We start from the raw sequence: 16,453 nt of genomic DNA, 5'->3' as shown, positions 1-16,453 counted from the left end.
GGGGTGCAAGTACAACAGAGAAGCTGTGCTAAAGTCAGCCTCCTTTTTTAAAACGCCGCGTGATATGACCGACTCCAGTCCGAGCGCAAGCCCTTCGAGCTTGAAAATATACTTCCGCCTGCTCAGTTACGTCAGGCCCTATGCGGGTTTGTTCGCGCTGAGTATTGTCGGATTTCTGATTTTCGCGTCGACCCAGCCGATGCTGGGGTACATCCTCAAGTACTTTGTCGATGGCCTTTCGAACCCGCAAGCCGTGTTGTTCCCCAGCGTGCCGTTCCTGCGCGACCTGCAGCTGCTGCAGGCCGTGCCGCTGCTGATCATCCTGATCGCCGCCTGGCAGGGCCTGGGTTCGTTCCTCGGTAACTACCTGCTGGCCAAGGTTTCCCTGGGCCTGGTCCACGACCTGCGGGTGCAACTGTTCAACAACCTGCTGACACTGCCCAACCGCTACTTCGACAATCACAACTCCGGGCACCTGATTTCCCGCATCACCTTCAACGTGACCATGGTCACGGGGGCGGCGACCGATGCGATCAAGGTGGTGATTCGCGAAGGCATGACCGTGATCTTCCTGTTCGCTTCGCTGCTGTTCATGAACTGGCGCCTGACGCTGGTGATGATCGCCATCCTGCCGTTGATTGCGGTGATGGTCAGCACGGCCAGCAAGAAATTTCGCAAACAGAGCAAGAAGATCCAGGTGGCCATGGGCGACGTGACCCACGTGGCGTCTGAGACCATCCAGGGTTACCGCGTCGTGCGCAGCTTCGGCGGCGAGGTCTACGAGGAAAAACGCTTCCTCAAGGCCAGCCAGAGCAACACCAACAAGCAACTGCGCATGACCCGCACCGGGGCGATCTACACCCCGGCGCTGCAACTGGTGATCTACACCGCCATGGCCGTGCTGATGTTCCTGGTGCTTTACCTGCGCGGCGACGCATCTGCCGGCGACATGGTGGCCTACATCACTTTGGCCGGTCTGCTGCCCAAGCCGATCCGTCAGTTGTCGGAAGTCAGCTCGACCATCCAGAAGGGTGTGGCGGGCGCCGAGAGCATTTTCGAACAGCTGGACGAAGAGGCTGAAGTCGACAACGGCACGATCGAGCGCGACAAGGTCAGCGGCCATCTGGAAGTGCGTCACCTCAACTTCACCTATCCCGGCACCGAACGCCCTGTGCTCAAGGACATCAGCTTTACCGCCGAGCCTGGACAGATGATCGCCCTGGTGGGGCGCTCGGGCAGCGGCAAGTCGACCCTGGCCAGCCTGATCCCGCGTTTCTACCACCATGCAAGCGGTGAAATCCTGCTCGATGGCGTCGAGATCGAAGACTACAAACTGCTCAACCTGCGCAAGCACATCGCCCAGGTGACCCAGCACGTGACCCTGTTCAGCGACACGGTGACCAACAACATCGCCTACGGCGACCTGGCCGGCGCACCACGGGCCGACGTCGAAGCCGCCGCGATGGATGCCAACGCCAAAGACTTCATCGACCAGTTGCCTAAAGGCTTCGACACCCAGGTCGGCGAAAACGGCGTGCTGCTGTCCGGCGGTCAACGCCAGCGCCTGGCAATTGCCCGCGCCCTGCTCAAGAATGCGCCGCTGCTGATTCTCGACGAGGCCACCTCGGCCCTCGACACCGAGTCCGAGCGCCACATTCAGGCGGCGCTGGACAAGGTCATGCAAGGCCGCACGACCCTGGTGATCGCGCACCGCCTGTCCACCATCGAGAAGGCCGACCTGATCCTAGTGATGGACGACGGGCGTATTGTCGAGCGCGGCACCCACGGTCAATTGCTTGCACAGAACGGCTACTACGCCCGCCTGCATGCCATGGGCCTGGATGCCCCGGTGTCGGCGGATATCACCTGATACCCTTGGTGGGGCGGGCAATCCGCCTCACCAACGTTCCTGCAACATCTTCTGTCACACCCCCACAAGCCTTCTGTAACCCTGTGCTAATATCGCGCCCCTGTTCATTTTGTATGTGGGTTGCTCCATGAAGTTGTCCATGCCGCGATTCGATCAAGCCCCTGTCTTGGTGGTCGGCGATGTCATGCTCGACCGTTACTGGCATGGCGGAACCTCACGGATTTCCCCTGAGGCTCCGGTACCGGTAGTCAAGGTCGAGCAAATCGAAGACCGTCCAGGTGGCGCTGCCAACGTTGCCCTCAATATTGCCGCCCTCGGCGCCCCTGCCTCCCTGGTGGGCGTGACCGGCGACGACGAAGCCGCCGACAGCCTGGCCAACAGCCTGCGCGGTGCCGGCGTGCGCGCGCTGTTCCAGCGCATCGCCCATCAGCCGACCATCGTCAAGCTGCGGGTCATGAGCCGTCACCAGCAATTGCTGCGCATCGATTTCGAAGAACCCTTCGCCACCGACGCCCTGGCCCTCAGCGCGCAGGTCGATGAGTTGCTCGAAGGCATCAAGGTGCTGGTGTTGTCCGACTACGGCAAAGGCGCGCTGAAGAACCACCAGATGCTGATCCAGGCCGCCAAGGCCCGCAATATTCCGGTGCTGGCCGATCCCAAGGGCAAGGACTTCTCGATTTATCGCGGCGCCAGCCTGATCACGCCGAACCTCAGCGAGTTCGAAGCCATCGTCGGCGGTTGCGCCGATGAGCACGAACTGGTGAGCAAGGGCGCGACGCTGATGGCCGAACTGGACCTGGGCGCCTTGCTGGTGACCCGTGGCGAGCACGGCATGACCTTGCTGCGCCCGGGCTATGCGGCGATGCACCTGCCGGCGCGTGCGCGTGAAGTGTTCGACGTCACCGGCGCCGGCGACACCGTGATTTCCACCCTGGCCGCCTCCATCGCGGCCGGCGAGGAATTGCCCCACGCCGTGGCCCTGGCCAACCTGGCGGCGGGCATCGTGGTCGGCAAGCTCGGCACCGCCGCGATCAGCGCGCCCGAACTGCGCCGTGCGATCCAGCGTTCCGAAGGCTCCGAGCGTGGGGTGTTGAGTCTCGAGCAATTGCTGCTGGCGATTGACGACGCGCGCGCCCACAACGAAAGCATTGTGTTCACCAATGGCTGTTTCGACATCCTGCATGCCGGTCATGTGACCTACCTGGAACAGGCGCGCGCCCAAGGCGATCGCCTGATCGTCGCGGTCAATGACGATGCGTCGGTCAGCCGCCTGAAAGGTCCGGGCCGCCCGATCAACAGTGTCGACCGACGCATGGCGGTCCTGGCCGGCCTGGGTGCGGTGGACTGGGTGATCAGCTTCCCCGAAGCCACCCCGGAAAACCTGCTGGCCCAGGTCAAGCCCGATGTGCTGGTCAAGGGCGGCGACTATTCCGTCGACCAGGTGGTCGGCGCCGACATCGTCAGCGCCTACGGCGGCAAGGTCAAAGTGCTGGGGTTGGTTGAGAACAGCTCGACGACCGCGATCGTGGAAAAAATCCGCAATCACGAATAAGGCCCGCGGCCGTAGGCGCGGGCCTGCTCGCGCCTACGGTCTGGCCTTCTTTGGCACGATCTTGCGCAACATCTGCCGCGCCTTGCCGGTCAGGCGCTTGAGCTTCGACTCTTTCTCCGGGACGGCCAGGCCTTGCTGCCTGAGCCAATCCTTCCAACGAATCCGCTCGTCGCGCACCACCCAGCCGTCCTGCTGGGCGAAGCTCTCCGCGAGGTACAAACCCCGCGTGCTCGCCGGGTACAGCTGATCTTTCTTGACGGTATACAGCTCGGCGAGCGGCTGCCCGTCCTTCAAGGGCATCAGGTACAGGTCCGGGCGCTGGCGGTCCAGGCGCGCGACCAGTTGATCGCCTTCGAGTCGCTCATCCACATGGAACAAGCTCAAGGATTTGGCTTCCTTGGGCACCTCCAGGCGCAAGTCATAAATCAATTGCAGCGAGGCCGTAGGCAAGTGGACGTAGGCCCGTGGGCGCTCGATCAGTTGCGTGGTCGCGCAGCGCACCGGGCGGGCCGCGCCGGACAAGGGGCTCAAGCGAAACGGCAAGGCTTCGCGGTAGTGCAGCGCGGCAGAGTAGGGCGCCGGCAGCCAGGTGTCGTTGAAGCGCCCGCTGAGCCAGCCTTCGGGCGTCTCCAGCAGGCACTCTTCGGCGATTTCCTGGATGGCGGTGTGCAGCGGCAGGTTCAGCTCATGGGCGGGGACATAGCCGGAAATCAGCTTGAGCACCACGTCGCCACGGTCCTGGCGGCGTTGGCGCACCAGCACCCAGTAATCCTTGTTTTGCCAATGCAGGGTCAAACGCACCGACACGCCGAGGTTGGCCAGCTCGAGGGCGAAACGCTCCGGGTCTGTCACTTCTACCGGCTTGCGCCGTTGCAGGGTCTGGGCAAAGTTGAGCGGCATGCCGACGCTCTGGTAGCTCAGGCCTTCGGGGGTGGCTTCGACATGCAGTGGCAGAGTCTTGAAGTTGCTGGGGTTTTTTCTTATGAGCGTTCGCGACATGTCGGCTCCTTCTTACGTCGGGGCGGCCGCGTCGGCGGCATCAGAGTTGACGAATGACCTGGGCAGCGGTCGCCACGTTGTGAGCCAGGTGCAGCGGATTAATGGTCCCGACAATAGCACTGGCGACACCCGTTTGCGCAAACAACAACATGAAACTGGCACGTATGGGGTCCATTCCCGGTTCCAGGCAGACGTGGCCGCTGGCGAGGGCTTTTTTCACCAGGATGCCTTTGCCATGGGCGGCCGCATAATCAATGACGGCTTTCTCGGCCTGTTCGTTCAGATTGTAGGTGACCATTGCGCAATCGCCCTGTTCCAGAGCCTTCACGCCGCCTTCGACGGTTTTGCCGGAGAAGCCGAAACCGCGGATTTTGCCCTCTCGTTTCAAGTCCGCGAGGGTCTGGTACACCTCGCAGTCGTTGAGAATGTGCAGGTCGTTGCCGTCGGAATGCACCAGCACCAGGTCGATAAAGTCGGTTTCCAGTCGTTTCAGGCTGCGTTCGATCGACATCCGGGTATGGGCCGCGCTGAAATCGTGACGGGACACGCCGTTGTCGAATTCTTCGCCGACCTTGCTGACAATCACCCACTCGTTGCGCTGGCCCCGCAACAGCGGCCCCAGGCGTTCTTCGCTGCGGCCATAGGCCGGCGCGGTATCGATCAGGTTGATGCCCAATTGACGGGCCTGGCGCAGCAGCAGGCGCGCTTCGTCGTCATCGGGAATCTGGAAGCCGCTGGGGTATTTCACCCCTTGGTCGCGACCGAGCTTGACGGTGCCCAGGCCCAGCGGCGACACCAGCAGGCCGGTACTGCCCAGCGGGCGGTGCAGGTCGTGCAGGGTGGGCAGGCTCATGGCAACAGTTGCTCCCAGGCCGGTTGGCCGATGGCGGGTTTGGGCAGCTCGGGCAGCGGGGTGGCAGGCCCGGGTTGGATGCCATCGCGTTCGAGGGCGTGGAGCACCCGGTCGGCGAAGTCCGGCGCCAGGGCCAGCTTGGTCGGCCAGCCCACGAGCAGGCGGCCCTGTTCGGCGAGGAAGGCGTTGTCGGGGCGAGACAGGCCCGATTGCAGCGGCTCGGCACGTTCGACGCGCAGGGTGGCCCATTCGGTGTGGCTCATGTCGATCCACGGCAGCAGAAGCGCCAACTCGTGCTGCGCGGTGGCGATCTGTTCCTGTGGCGTGCGTGCTACGCCGTCGGCTTCGGCGATGTCGCCGCCCATGTACCACACCCAGTTGCCATCGGCGGCCGGGTGCGTGGTCACGGTGAGGCGCGGTTTGGTGCCGCCGCCCAGGCAGTGGGCGTACAGCGGTTTCAGGCCTGGGCCTTTGGCGATGATCATGTGCAGCGCACGCTTTTGCATGGCCGGCTCGCTCAGGCCCAGGGCGGCGAGCAGATCGGCAGTGCCGCCGCCGGCGCTCAAGACGATGCGCTGGGCGCGGATCTCGCGGCCGTCGACTTTCAGGCCGACCAGTGCGTCGTTTTCCCGCAGCGGTTCGATGTGTTGTCCGGCGAGCAAACCATCGCCGGCCAACTGCGCCAGGCGTCCGATCAGGCTCGGCACGTCGACCACCAATTCCGACAGGCGATAGACCTTGCCCTTGAAGCGGCGGTCCTGCAGGGCTGGCGGCAGGGCGTCGCCCTTGACCTGATCGACGCGGCCGCGCACGGCCTTGCTGGCGAAGAAGCTGGTGAGGTTGCCGGCGAGCGTGCCGGGGGACCACAGGTAATGGGCTTCGGAGAGCAGGCGCACGCCAGTCAGGTCCAGTTCGCCGTGACCGGCCAGGGCCTCACGCCAGCGCCGCGGCATATCGGCAATCGCTTCGGAGGCGCCGGTGAGTGCACCGTGCAGCGCGTATTTCGCTCCGCCATGAATGATGCCTTGGGACTTCACGCTTTGCCCGCCTCCCAGGGTGGCGTTTTCCACCACCACCGTGGAAAACCCCTGGCGGCGCAGGCGCGCATTCAGCCAGAGGCCGGCAACTCCGGCGCCGACAATCAGAACGTCGGTGGAAATAACGGATGGCATGGGCAACCTCAGTGTTCAAATCAAGGTGCCAAGTATACAGACTCAACGAATGGATCTTTGCGCGGGATCAATATTGACGCGTGAGGTCAGTGCCCCGCCGTTTTCGAGAACAGTTGAATCACCACCACGCCCAACACAATCAAGCCCATCCCCAGCATTGCCGGCAGATCGAGCTTCTGCCCATAGATGAACAGCGCCGCGACGCTGACCATCACGATGCCCATCCCTGCCCACACGGCATACGCCACGCCGACCGGCACTGTACGCACCACCAGGGTCAGCATCCAGAACGCCACGCCGTAGCCGACGATCACCAGCAGCAGTGGGATCGGTGTGCTCCAGCCCTTGATGGCTTTCATGGAAACGGTGGCGATGACTTCCGAGCAGATGGCGATGGCCAGGTAGTAGTAGGCAGGGGTCATGGTGCGGTCCTCGGTGTGTAGCGCGCTGGATAAGGTCGGCATTTTAGAGGCTCGTCAGATGGGGTAAAGTCATTACCTATCCGAATTAAAGATGGGTTGTGCCATGAATGTGCAGTGGAACCTGGAACAGATGCGCCTGTTCGTCAGCGTCGCCGAGCAGCGTTCTTTTTCGGCGGTAGCGCGTCAGCAGCGCAAGGCTCAGTCGGCGGTCAGCAACGGGATCGCCTTGCTGGAAGCGGACCTGGGCGTCAGCCTGTTCGAACGAAGCAGCGGCCGCCAGCCGCGCTTGACCGAAGCCGGCACGGTGCTGCTCGAAGAGGCTCGGGAAGTGTTGCGCCAGTGCGAACGCCTCAATGGCCGCGCACTGTCGTTGGTGCGCGGCGAAGAAGCCTGCCTGCGCCTGGCCCAGGATGAAGCGATGCTGTACCAGCCGGTCCTCGACAGTCTCGACGCCCTGGCCGGCCAGTTTCCCAACCTTGAGGTGCAGCTTTCCAGCGCTGCCCAGGGCGATGTCGCACGCAAACTGGTGGAGCGCAGGGCCGACCTGGGCATGTTGTTCTATCACGATCAAATCCCCGAAGCGCTGGAGCGGCGGGTCGTCGGCAGTGTGGAAATGGTCACGGTGTGCGGGCGCCGCCATCCGCTGGCGGCGCAGCAAACCGTGGACTGCCAGGGGTTGGCGCAGTATCGCCAGTTGCTGATGTCGACCCAGACCAGCGTCTACCCCGGCAGCGAGGCCGCCAGCCCGCAGGTGTGGCGCGCCGACAGCTTCTACGTGCTGGCCGAATGGCTTATCCGTGGCCTGGGTTGGGCCTGGTTGCCCCGGCATGTGGTGCAATACCCCGCGTACCAGAACCAAATGGTCGAACTCGACAGCGAATGGACCCCGCCGGCGCTTGTGGTCGAGCTGGTGTGGCGCCGCGATGAACCCCTGGGCCCTGCCGCGCGCTTTCTCGCCGAACGTTTTGCCGAGTGCTTGCAGGCGATCGATTGAAAAAGCCGATAAACTCCGCCGCCATGAATAGAACTCTCTACAGCTGTCTGTTTTACCTGGCGCTGCCGTTGGTGGCTTTACGTCTATGGCTGCGCGCGCGCAAGGCGCCGGCCTACGCCAAGCGCGTGGGCGAGCGCTTTTCCTACGGCTTGCCGCGGATGCAACCGGGCGGGATCTGGGTGCATGCGGTGTCGGTGGGCGAAAGCATCGCCGCCGCGCCGATGATCCGTGGCCTGCTGGAGCGTTATCCGCAGTTGCCGATGACGGTCACCTGCATGACGCCCACCGGCTCCGAGCGTATCCAGGCATTGTTCGCCGATGAACCGCGCGTCCAGCATTGCTACTTGCCCTATGACTTGCCCTGCGCGGCCAAGCGTTTTCTCGACCGTGTCCAGCCCAAACTGGCCGTGATCATGGAGACCGAGCTGTGGCCCAACCACATCCACGCCTGCGCCCAGCGCGGGATTCCGGTGGCGCTGGCCAATGCACGCTTGTCGGCGCGTTCGGCCAAGGGCTACGCACGTTTTGCCAGACTGACGGCGCCGATGCTGGCAGAAATGAGTCTGATCGCCGTGCAGACCGAGACTGAGGCCGAGCGTTTCCGCAGCCTGGGTGCGCGTGCGGACACGGTGCAAGTGACCGGCTCGATCAAGTTCGACCTGACCATCGACCCGCAACTGCTGGCGCGCGCGGCCGCGTTGCGCGAACAGTGGGGCGCCGGCGAGCGCCCGGTGTGGATCGCCGCGAGTACCCACGAAGGCGAAGATGAGGTGGTGCTGGCGGCCCATCGCCAACTGCTCGCCAGCTATCCCAATGCGCTGCTGATTCTGGTGCCGCGCCATCAGGAACGCTTCGGCCCGATGTTTGAGCTGTGCGAGCGACAAGGGTTCGCCACGGTGCGTCGCTCCAGCGGCGAGCCGGTCACCGCGCACACCGCCGTGTTGCTCGGCGACACCATGGGCGAGTTGCTGTTTTTGTATGCCTTGGCCGACAGCGCGTTGGTGGGTGGCAGCCTGGTCGCGACCGGCGGGCACAACCCGCTGGAACCGGCGGCGTTGGGCAAGCCCGTGATCATGGGGCCGCACCGGTTCAACTTCCTCGAAATCAGCGCAATGCTGCGCGACGCCGGGGCGTTGCGTGAGGTGGATGATGCCGAAGGTTTGGCCGAGGCCGTGCGGCAGCTGTTCGAGCTACCGCAGGATGCCCAGCGGATGGCGCAGGCGGGGCTTAAGGTGATGCAGGCCAACCAGGGCGCTTTGAAGCGATTGTTGGATGGTCTTGATCGCCTGATGACTCACTGACGCAATGCCGATCCAAATGTGGGAGGGAGCAAGCCCCTTCCCACATTGGTTCTGTGGTGCGATCAATAACCCGGGCGGGCCTTGAGCTGCTCGGCGGCGGCCTTGGCCAGGTCCGGCGGCAGGAAGTCGCGGTCCGGGTTGTAGTCGGCCTTGAGATAGCGCGTCAGGTCTTGCAGGTCCCCAGGGTTCAACGTGCCGGCTGCCTGCTTCAAGCGCAGGTTGTCGAGGATGTAGTCGTAGCGGCTGTTGTTGTAATTGCGCACCGACGCATAGAGCTGGCGCTGGGCGTCAAGCACGTCGACGATATTGCGCGTACCCACCTGATAACCGATTTCCGTGGCTTCCACCGCGCTCTGGTTGGAGATGATCGACTGGCGGCGTGCCTGCACCTGCTCCACGTCGGTGTTGACCGCGCGGTGCAGGTTGCGTGTGTTTTCCACCACCTGGCGGCGCAGGCCTTCGCGTTGCTGCTCGGTCTGGCCCAGGCGCGAGTACGATTCGCGCACTTGCGAGCTGGTCAGGCCACCGCTGTACAGCGGGATATTCAGGCGCAGGCCAATGGTGCGTTGCGAGACATCGCCGCCATAAGGCGTGCCGAAGGCATTCGGGTTACTGAAGCCGAGCGCGTCGTTATCGCCCTTTTCATACTGCGCCACGGCGTCCAGGGTCGGCGCATGCCCGGCCTTGCGCTGCTTGAGGGTTTCCTCGGCGGCGGTGACGGCGTAGTTGCTGGCGAGCAGGTTCAGGTTCTGGCGGCCGGCGGTTTCGACCCAGGCCTTGGCGTCGTTCGGCAGCGGCGGCAGCACCGGCAGTGTATGCACAATGCCCTGGATCGAATTGTATTGACGGTTGGTTAGCGCGATCAGTGCTTCGAACGCGTCGTCCACCTGGCGTTGCGCGACGATCCGGTTGGCCCGCGCGGTGTCGTAGCTGGCCTGGGATTGCAGCACGTCGGTCTTGTCCGACAGGCCCACGTCGAAGCGTTCGTTGGACTGGTCCAGTTGGCGCTTGAAGGCGTTTTCTTCGGCCTTGGTGGAGGCCAGGTTGTCCTGGGCGCGCAGCACGGCGAAGTAGTTCTCGGCGCTTTGCAGGATCAGGTTCTGTTCGGTGGCTGAAAGTTGCAGCGCAGCCTGTTCGTTGACGGCTTCGGCGGCTTGCAGCTGGAACCAGCGGTCGGCGCGGAACAGCGGCTGGCTCAAGGTCGCACGCCAGGAATGCGCGTCGCGGTTGGCGGTGGCGGCCGGGGTGTCGATCTGGGTGCGCGAATTGTTGATATCGGCACCGGCCGACAGGTTGGGCAGCAAGCCGGCGCGGGCCTGGGGCACCACTTCTTTCTGCGCACCGTACTGGGCGCGGGCGGCGGCCAGGTCGGCGTTGTTGTCCACCGCTTCCTGGTAGACGCTGACCAGGTCGGTTCGGGCGGACAAGGGCGCTTCAGCTGCCCAGACCATTCCGTTGGTCGCACAAGACACGGCGAGAGCCAGTGAGAGTTTGCGCAGCATGAATTGATCCCTAGGTTTAATATTACGATGATAATTTAACGCCCAAGGCTACGGTTGGCCATTCCTGGCGTCAAGCGTCGGGGCAGTCACCGAGTGTAGTGGTGGTTACACGGCGCAACAATCCTGCAATTGCGCCATTCATCACGCTGAATGCTCCGTTATTGGCAATTTGCCCTCACCCTGTCTAGACTGGCCGGGTTCTTGTCGGGGTGCCTTGTTGGAAGGCTGAGATCGGTAAATACCGGATCCCGTTGAACCTGATCAGGTTAACGCCTGCGTAGGGAACAAGATTTCTCGTCACCCGGCGAGTCCTCTTGTGCTTTGTCCGGGATGTTGTTCGACCTTCGAACAACCCTCGAGTACCCAGCACAGCACTGCTTCCAGTGCGTCCATCCGCCACAGGTTCGCTCCGACAAAAATCCACCGCCTGGATAGTTGGAGAGCCCGTGATGAGTACAACACCAAAAAATACCGTGCATTTGAGTGAATCGGCCAAGGTCGACTCCGGCTCCGTGCAACCGTTTACCCGCTCGCAGAAAATCTACGTGCAAGGCACTCGTCCGGACATCCGCGTGCCGATGCGTGAAATCAGCCTCGACGTCACCCCCACCGATTTCGGTGGTGAGATCAACGCCCCCGTGGTGGTCTACGACACCTCCGGCCCCTACACCGACCCCAACGTCATCATCGATGTGCGCAAGGGCCTGGGCGATGTGCGCTCGCCGTGGATCGAGTCGCGTGGCGACACCGAACGCCTGTCGGGCCTGAGCTCGCACTTCGGCCAGCAACGCCTGACCGATGCCGAACTGACTGCGCTGCGCTTCGCCCATGTGAAGAACCCGCGCCGCGCCAAGGCCGGTGCCAACGTCACGCAGATGCACTATGCGCGCAAAGGCATCATCACCGCCGAGATGGAATACGTCGCCATCCGCGAAAACATGAAGCTCGAAGAAGCCCGCGCCAGCGGCCTGCTCGACCAGCAACACGCCGGCTACAGCTTCGGCGCCAGCGTGCCGAAGATCATCACCCCGGAATTCGTGCGCGAAGAAATCGCCCGCGGCCGCGCGATCATCCCGGCCAACATCAACCACACCGAACTGGAACCGATGATCATCGGCCGTAACTTCCTGGTGAAGATCAACGGCAACATCGGCAACAGCGCCCTGGGTTCGTCCATCGAAGAAGAAGTGGCGAAACTGACCTGGGGCATTCGCTGGGGCTCGGACACGGTGATGGACCTGTCCACCGGCAAGCACATCCACGAAACCCGCGAGTGGATCATCCGCAACTCGCCGGTGCCGATCGGCACGGTGCCGATCTACCAGGCCCTGGAGAAAGTCGGCGGCGCCGCTGAAGACCTGACCTGGGAGCTGTTTCGCGACACCCTGATCGAACAGGCCGAGCAGGGCGTCGACTACTTCACCATCCACGCCGGCGTGCTGCTGCGCTACGTGCCGCTGACCGCCAAGCGCGTTACCGGCATCGTCTCCCGCGGCGGCTCGATCATGGCCAAGTGGTGCCTGGCGCACCACAAAGAGAACTTTACCTACACGCATTTCGACGAAATCTGCGAAATCATGAAGGCCTATGACGTCAGCTTCTCCTTAGGCGACGGTCTGCGCCCGGGTTCGATCGCCGACGCCAACGATGCCGCGCAATTCGGCGAGCTGGAAACCCTCGGCGAGCTGACCAAGATCGCCTGGAAGCACGACGTGCAAACCATGATCGAAGGCCCCGGCCACGTGCCGATGCAGCTGATCAAGGAGAACATGGACAAGCAGCTCGAATGCTGCGACGAGGCGCCGTTCTACACCCTCGGCCCGCTGACCACCGACATCGCGCCGGGCTACGACCACATCACCTCCGGCATCGGTGCGGCGATGATCGGTTGGTTCGGTTGCGCCATGCTCTGCTACGTCACGCCCAAGGAACACCTGGGCCTGCCGAACAAGGATGACGTGAAGACCGGGATCATCACTTACAAGATCGCCGCCCATGCAGCCGATCTCGCGAAAGGTCATCCGGGCGCGCAGATCCGCGATAACGCACTGAGCAAGGCACGCTTCGAGTTCCGTTGGGAAGACCAGTTCAACCTCGGCCTCGACCCGGACACCGCGCGTTCGTATCACGACGAAACCCTGCCGAAGGACTCGGCCAAGGTCGCGCATTTCTGCTCGATGTGCGGGCCGAAGTTCTGCTCGATGAAAATCACCCAGGAAGTGCGTGAGTACGCGGCCAACCAGCGCATCGATGCGGTGGATGTGGAGGTGGCCAAGGGCTTGGCCGAGCAGGCGGAGCGGTTCAAGCAGGAAGGCAGCCAGCTCTACAAGAAGGTCTGATCCGAGGTTGTAGGCGCTTTTAAGGGCCTTATCGGGGGCAAGCCCCCTCCCACATTTTGAATTGTGAACACATTCAAGTGTGGGAGGGGGCTTGCCCCCGATAACAATCTTTCAAACAACAAATGCCCTTCAGAGATTCCATCCTTGAGCATTCAATCCAGCACCTATTCCCCCGATATCGCGGTGCCTGCTGACAAACGCGTGTTCGGCGCCCGCGATCTGTTTTCCCTGTGGTTCTCCCTCGGCATCGGCCTGATGGTCCTGCAAACCGGCGCGCTGCTCGCGCCCGGCCTGGGCCTGGCCGGTGGGTTGCTGGCGATTTTCCTCGGCACCCTGGTCGGCGTGCTGCTGCTCGCCGCTGTCGGCGTGATCGGCAGCGACACCGGGCTGTCCGCCATGGCCGCGCTCAAGCTCAGCCTCGGCGCCAAAGGCGCGAGCCTGCCGGCATTGTTGAACCTGCTGCAACTGATCGGTTGGGGCGCGTTTGAAATCATCGTCATGCGCGATGCCGCCAGCCTGTTGGGTGCGCGGGCCTTCAGCGACGCCAGCCTGTTGGCCAGCCCGATGCTGTGGACCCTGTTTTTCGGTGGCCTGGCGACCTTGCTGGCGGTCAGTGGCCCGCTGACGTTCGTGCGCCAGATCCTGCGTAAATGGGGCATCTGGCTGCTGCTCGCGGCCTGCCTGTGGTTGACCTGGAACCTGTTCGCCAAAGCCGATCTCGCCACGCTATGGGCCCAGGCCGGTGACGGTTCGATGCCCTTCGCGGTGGGGTTTGACATCGCCATCGCCATGCCGCTGTCGTGGCTGCCGCTGATCGCCGATTATTCGCGCTTCGGCAAACGCGCGAAAAGCGTGTTCGGCGGCACGGCGCTGGGCTTTTTTATCGGCAATTTCTGGCTGATGAGCCTGGGCGTGGCCTACACCCTGGCGTTTGCGCCGAGCGGTGAAGTCAACGCGCTGTTGCTGGCGCTGGCCGGCGCGGGGCTGGGGATTCCGTTGTTGCTGATCCTGTTGGATGAGTCGGAAAACGCCTTTGCCGATATTCACTCGGCGGCCGTCTCCAGCGGGATTCTGTTGCGCCTGAAGGTCGAGCACCTGGCCTTGGCCATCGGTGTGCTCTGCACGTTGATCGCCTGCTTTGCTCCGTTGGCGCAGTACCAGAACTGGCTGCTGTTGATCGGTTCGGTATTCGCGCCGCTGTTTGGCGTGGTGCTGGTCGATCATTTCATCCTGCGCCGCCGCGGCCAGGGCGCGCTCGCCACGCTACGCTGGACGGCGCTGCTGGCCTGGCTGGGCGGCATCGGCACCTATCACTTGCTGGCCAACCTGTATCCGGATATCGGCGCGACCCTGCCGGCACTGGCGCTGGCAGGGCTGTTGCAGTTCATCCTCGGGCGCGCCTTCAGCGGCGCGCGGGCACCAGCTCAGGCTTGATGATGCCTTCCAGGCGCGAGTAAGGAATCTGCAACTCGATGTGGCCCAGGGCATACGGCGCGATCGTGGTGGTGGGGTACTTGAGGGTCACGCTGCCGGAGGTCAGCGCCACGTTCGGGGTTTTCTGGAACGGGTAGCGCTTGACGAACTCCGGCTCCAGGCTCAGGCGGGTGCTGATCAGCCAGCTGTTGTGCGCCACCTGGGCGGCCTTCCAGAACGCTTCTTCCTTGCCGGGCAGCAGCATGTCGCTCAGCGACAGGGCTTTTTGCTGCGGGCGCGAATAGTTGATGAAGGCGCGGCCCGGTTCGCCGTGGGTGGCGCCCTGGTCCAGGTAGCTGGACAGCTCGATGATCACCAAGCCGTCATGCTGCTCGCGTACCTTGGCTTGCAAGTACATGCTGTTGCGTGGCGCGGCGGTGCTCAGGAACTGCTCGCGGTACGTCGCCAGGCTCGACGGCAACGGGTCGCTCGACCGGGTGCGGGTCATTTCCAGCAGGCGTTGTTCGATCAGTGCGTCGAGCTTGGGCTCCTTGGCAAAATGCACGGTGTCGATATTCACCAGCGGGCAATCGGCGTTGGTGCAGTCCGGCTTGCTTTGCTCGCTGGCGTCGCGGGTGGCTTCCAGCGGGGTGCTGTAGTTCGGTTGGAACAGGCTCTGGCAGGCGCCGAGCGTCAAGGCGATACACGCCACGGAGGCGATTTTTAAAAGTGACATGTAGGGTCTTCGTCCGTCGATAAGAGCGAAATTCGTGGAGCTTCGACTACCGGCATGGCAGTCAGTTCGCCACTAAGCTCATTAGAGTGAGTTTGACGCCCGCCGTCTATCCCGGCAACCGTAAAGGGGCTGCGCCAACGGGCAGGAGCGCGTTAGGATGGCGCCAATTGCACGGGCATAACGAGGAAGGATATGACGGACATCGCGAAATCGACGCCGAGCACGATCGAGATTGTTCAGCGCGACAATGCCTATCAGGGTTTCTACAAGCTCGATCGCGTGCAACTGCGCCACGAAAAATTCGACGGCGGCATGAGCCGAGTGATCAACCGCGAGGTCTTCGTGCGGCATGACGCCGTGTGCGTGCTGCCCTACGACCCGCAGCGCGATGAAGTGGTGCTGATCGAGCAGTTTCGCGTCGGCGCCATGGGCCGCGCCGCCAACCCGTGGCTGGTGGAAATGGTCGCCGGCCTGATCGACAAGGACGAACAACCGGAGGAGGTTGCACACCGCGAAGCCGAGGAGGAAGCTGGACTGACATTCTCCGCACTGTGGCCGATCACCCAATATTTCCCTTCGCCCGGCGGCAGTACCGAATTCGTCCACTTGTACCTGGGCCGTTGCGACAGCTCGGGCGCCGGTGGCGTTCATGGACTGGAAGAAGAGGCAGAAGATATCCGCGTCAGCACCTGGGCTTTCGAAGATGCCTTGCAAGCGGTGCGTGATGGTCGGATATCCAATGCGCCCAGCATTATTGCCTTGCAATGGCTAGCGCTCAATCGCGCGGAAGTGAGGGGGTTATGGCAGTAAAGGCACGGGAACGATACCGGGTTGACCTGATCGGGCTGCAAGCCGCCTGCGAGGCCAACTATGCGCGGCTGATGCGCCTGCTGCCGGACATGCGCCACACGCCCGAGGCACGGCGCATCGCCGTGACCCATGGCGACCAGATGCTCGGCGTGCTGACCCTGGAAGTCATCGTCAATTGCCCGTACACCACCACCCTGCGCGTGCGCCAGGAGCACAGCCTGCCATGGCTGCCGGTGCCGCAACTGGAAGTGCAGGTGTACCACGATGCGCGAATGGCCGAAGTCATCAGCGCCGAACATGCGCGACGCTTTCGCAGCATCTATCCTTACCCCAATGTGTTCATGCACCAGCCCGATGAGAAAGCACAGCTCAATGTGTTCCTCGGTGAATGGTTGAGTCACTGTCTGGCCCTGGGCCACGAGTTCGAAGTCGTGCGGTAGATGTGAACTGCATCTGCTTCCCTGGGTTTCCTCTTTGTGTCCTGCCCCAG

14 protein-coding genes and 1 riboswitch are annotated in these 16,453 nt (G+C 63.0%); of the genes, 8 read left to right on the top strand and 6 right to left on the bottom strand.

Annotated features, from left to right (window positions below; all coding sequences use genetic code 11):
* Nucleotides 1-64 precede the first annotated feature (64 nt).
* Together msbA and hldE are read left to right on the top strand one after the other, a co-directional pair.
* Entirely contained in the window at nucleotides 65-1,870 is a 1,806-nt protein-coding gene (gene msbA, locus INT12_RS05450) for a lipid A export permease/ATP-binding protein MsbA (protein WP_026140387.1), read from the top strand.
* A 127-nt stretch (nucleotides 1,871-1,997) separates the two neighbouring features.
* Nucleotides 1,998-3,422, top strand: a complete 1,425-nt coding sequence (gene hldE / locus INT12_RS05445) for a bifunctional D-glycero-beta-D-manno-heptose-7-phosphate kinase/D-glycero-beta-D-manno-heptose 1-phosphate adenylyltransferase HldE (RefSeq protein ID WP_026140386.1) — start codon at nucleotides 1,998-2,000, stop codon at nucleotides 3,420-3,422.
* Nucleotides 3,423-3,455: 33 nt separating this feature from the next.
* On the opposite strand, the gene INT12_RS05440 is transcribed toward hldE, so the two are convergent.
* From INT12_RS05440 to INT12_RS05425, 4 genes are all read right to left on the bottom strand, one after another.
* Nucleotides 3,456-4,421, bottom strand: coding sequence for a hypothetical protein (locus INT12_RS05440; RefSeq protein WP_017849789.1), 966 nt, complete (start codon nucleotides 4,419-4,421; stop codon nucleotides 3,456-3,458).
* 40 nt (nucleotides 4,422-4,461) lie between these two features.
* Nucleotides 4,462-5,274 carry an aldo/keto reductase gene (locus INT12_RS05435; RefSeq protein WP_017849788.1) on the bottom strand — a complete coding sequence of 271 codons (813 nt, stop codon included), beginning with the start codon at nucleotides 5,272-5,274 and terminating at the stop codon, nucleotides 4,462-4,464.
* Complete coding sequence (locus INT12_RS05430; RefSeq protein WP_193039485.1) at nucleotides 5,271-6,446, bottom strand: NAD(P)/FAD-dependent oxidoreductase; 1,176 nt, start codon at nucleotides 6,444-6,446, stop codon at nucleotides 5,271-5,273. Before INT12_RS05430 ends, INT12_RS05435 begins: the two co-directional genes overlap by 4 nt.
* A gap of 86 nt (nucleotides 6,447-6,532) precedes the next feature.
* The gene (locus INT12_RS05425; protein WP_026140385.1) at nucleotides 6,533-6,868 is read right to left on the bottom strand and encodes a DMT family transporter; all 336 of its coding nucleotides are present in this window, start codon (nucleotides 6,866-6,868) and stop codon (nucleotides 6,533-6,535) included.
* Between the two features lie 103 nt (nucleotides 6,869-6,971).
* On the opposite strand from INT12_RS05425, the gene INT12_RS05420 reads away from it, so the two are divergent.
* Nucleotides 6,972-7,862 carry a LysR family transcriptional regulator gene (locus tag INT12_RS05420; RefSeq protein WP_017849785.1) on the top strand — a complete coding sequence of 297 codons (891 nt, stop codon included), beginning with the start codon at nucleotides 6,972-6,974 and terminating at the stop codon, nucleotides 7,860-7,862.
* Between the two features lie 23 nt (nucleotides 7,863-7,885).
* Nucleotides 7,886-9,163: a lipid IV(A) 3-deoxy-D-manno-octulosonic acid transferase gene (gene waaA, locus INT12_RS05415; RefSeq protein WP_193039484.1), complete on the top strand. Its 1,278-nt coding sequence runs from the start codon at nucleotides 7,886-7,888 to the stop codon at nucleotides 9,161-9,163.
* Between the two features lie 62 nt (nucleotides 9,164-9,225).
* Here waaA and INT12_RS05410 read toward each other — a convergent pair whose 3' ends face one another.
* Nucleotides 9,226-10,665 carry a TolC family outer membrane protein gene (locus tag INT12_RS05410; RefSeq protein WP_057003665.1) on the bottom strand — a complete coding sequence of 480 codons (1,440 nt, stop codon included), beginning with the start codon at nucleotides 10,663-10,665 and terminating at the stop codon, nucleotides 9,226-9,228.
* Nucleotides 10,666-10,860: 195 nt separating this feature from the next.
* Nucleotides 10,861-10,966: riboswitch (TPP riboswitch) on the top strand.
* A gap of 148 nt (nucleotides 10,967-11,114) precedes the next feature.
* Here INT12_RS05410 and thiC point away from each other — a divergent pair.
* On the top strand, nucleotides 11,115-13,004 hold the full coding sequence (gene thiC / locus INT12_RS05405; RefSeq protein WP_017849782.1) for a phosphomethylpyrimidine synthase ThiC: 1,890 nt from the start codon (nucleotides 11,115-11,117) through the stop codon (nucleotides 13,002-13,004).
* Nucleotides 13,005-13,148: 144 nt separating this feature from the next.
* Nucleotides 13,149-14,438, top strand: a complete 1,290-nt coding sequence (gene cytX / locus INT12_RS05400) for a putative hydroxymethylpyrimidine transporter CytX (protein WP_193058778.1) — start codon at nucleotides 13,149-13,151, stop codon at nucleotides 14,436-14,438.
* Here the strand turns inward: cytX and INT12_RS05395 are convergent.
* The gene (locus INT12_RS05395) at nucleotides 14,407-15,153 is read right to left on the bottom strand and encodes an RsiV family protein (RefSeq protein ID WP_193039482.1); all 747 of its coding nucleotides are present in this window, start codon (nucleotides 15,151-15,153) and stop codon (nucleotides 14,407-14,409) included. The genes cytX and INT12_RS05395 overlap by 32 nt on opposite strands.
* A gap of 192 nt (nucleotides 15,154-15,345) precedes the next feature.
* Between INT12_RS05395 and INT12_RS05390 the strand changes: the two genes are divergently transcribed.
* Both INT12_RS05390 and INT12_RS05385 read left to right on the top strand, forming a co-directional pair.
* Entirely contained in the window at nucleotides 15,346-15,963 is a 618-nt protein-coding gene (locus INT12_RS05390) for an NUDIX domain-containing protein (protein ID WP_017849779.1), read from the top strand.
* A complete protein-coding gene (locus tag INT12_RS05385; protein ID WP_003209507.1) occupies nucleotides 15,954-16,403 on the top strand; it encodes a DUF1249 domain-containing protein in 450 nt (149 codons plus the stop codon). Before INT12_RS05390 ends, INT12_RS05385 begins: the two co-directional genes overlap by 10 nt.
* The last annotated feature ends 50 nt before the right edge of the window (nucleotides 16,404-16,453 follow it).

Source organism: Pseudomonas sp. K8 (assembly GCF_014889455.1).
GTDB classification, from domain to species: Bacteria; Pseudomonadota; Gammaproteobacteria; order Pseudomonadales; family Pseudomonadaceae; genus Aquipseudomonas; species Aquipseudomonas veronii.
This window is presented reverse-complemented; position numbering and strand designations above follow the sequence as displayed.

Coding starts and splice junctions, on each gene's coding strand:
- msbA (WP_026140387.1), top strand. CDS start 65: ATGACCGACTCCAGTCCGAGCGCAAGCCCTTCGAGCTTGAAAATATAC.
- hldE (WP_026140386.1), top strand. CDS start 1,998: ATGAAGTTGTCCATGCCGCGATTCGATCAAGCCCCTGTCTTGGTGGTC.
- INT12_RS05440 (WP_017849789.1), bottom strand. CDS start 4,421: ATGTCGCGAACGCTCATAAGAAAAAACCCCAGCAACTTCAAGACTCTG.
- INT12_RS05435 (WP_017849788.1), bottom strand. CDS start 5,274: ATGAGCCTGCCCACCCTGCACGACCTGCACCGCCCGCTGGGCAGTACC.
- INT12_RS05430 (WP_193039485.1), bottom strand. CDS start 6,446: ATGCCATCCGTTATTTCCACCGACGTTCTGATTGTCGGCGCCGGAGTT.
- INT12_RS05425 (WP_026140385.1), bottom strand. CDS start 6,868: ATGACCCCTGCCTACTACTACCTGGCCATCGCCATCTGCTCGGAAGTC.
- INT12_RS05420 (WP_017849785.1), top strand. CDS start 6,972: ATGAATGTGCAGTGGAACCTGGAACAGATGCGCCTGTTCGTCAGCGTC.
- waaA (WP_193039484.1), top strand. CDS start 7,886: ATGAATAGAACTCTCTACAGCTGTCTGTTTTACCTGGCGCTGCCGTTG.
- INT12_RS05410 (WP_057003665.1), bottom strand. CDS start 10,665: ATGCTGCGCAAACTCTCACTGGCTCTCGCCGTGTCTTGTGCGACCAAC.
- thiC (WP_017849782.1), top strand. CDS start 11,115: ATGAGTACAACACCAAAAAATACCGTGCATTTGAGTGAATCGGCCAAG.
- INT12_RS05395 (WP_193039482.1), bottom strand. CDS start 15,153: ATGTCACTTTTAAAAATCGCCTCCGTGGCGTGTATCGCCTTGACGCTC.
- INT12_RS05390 (WP_017849779.1), top strand. CDS start 15,346: ATGACGGACATCGCGAAATCGACGCCGAGCACGATCGAGATTGTTCAG.
- INT12_RS05385 (WP_003209507.1), top strand. CDS start 15,954: ATGGCAGTAAAGGCACGGGAACGATACCGGGTTGACCTGATCGGGCTG.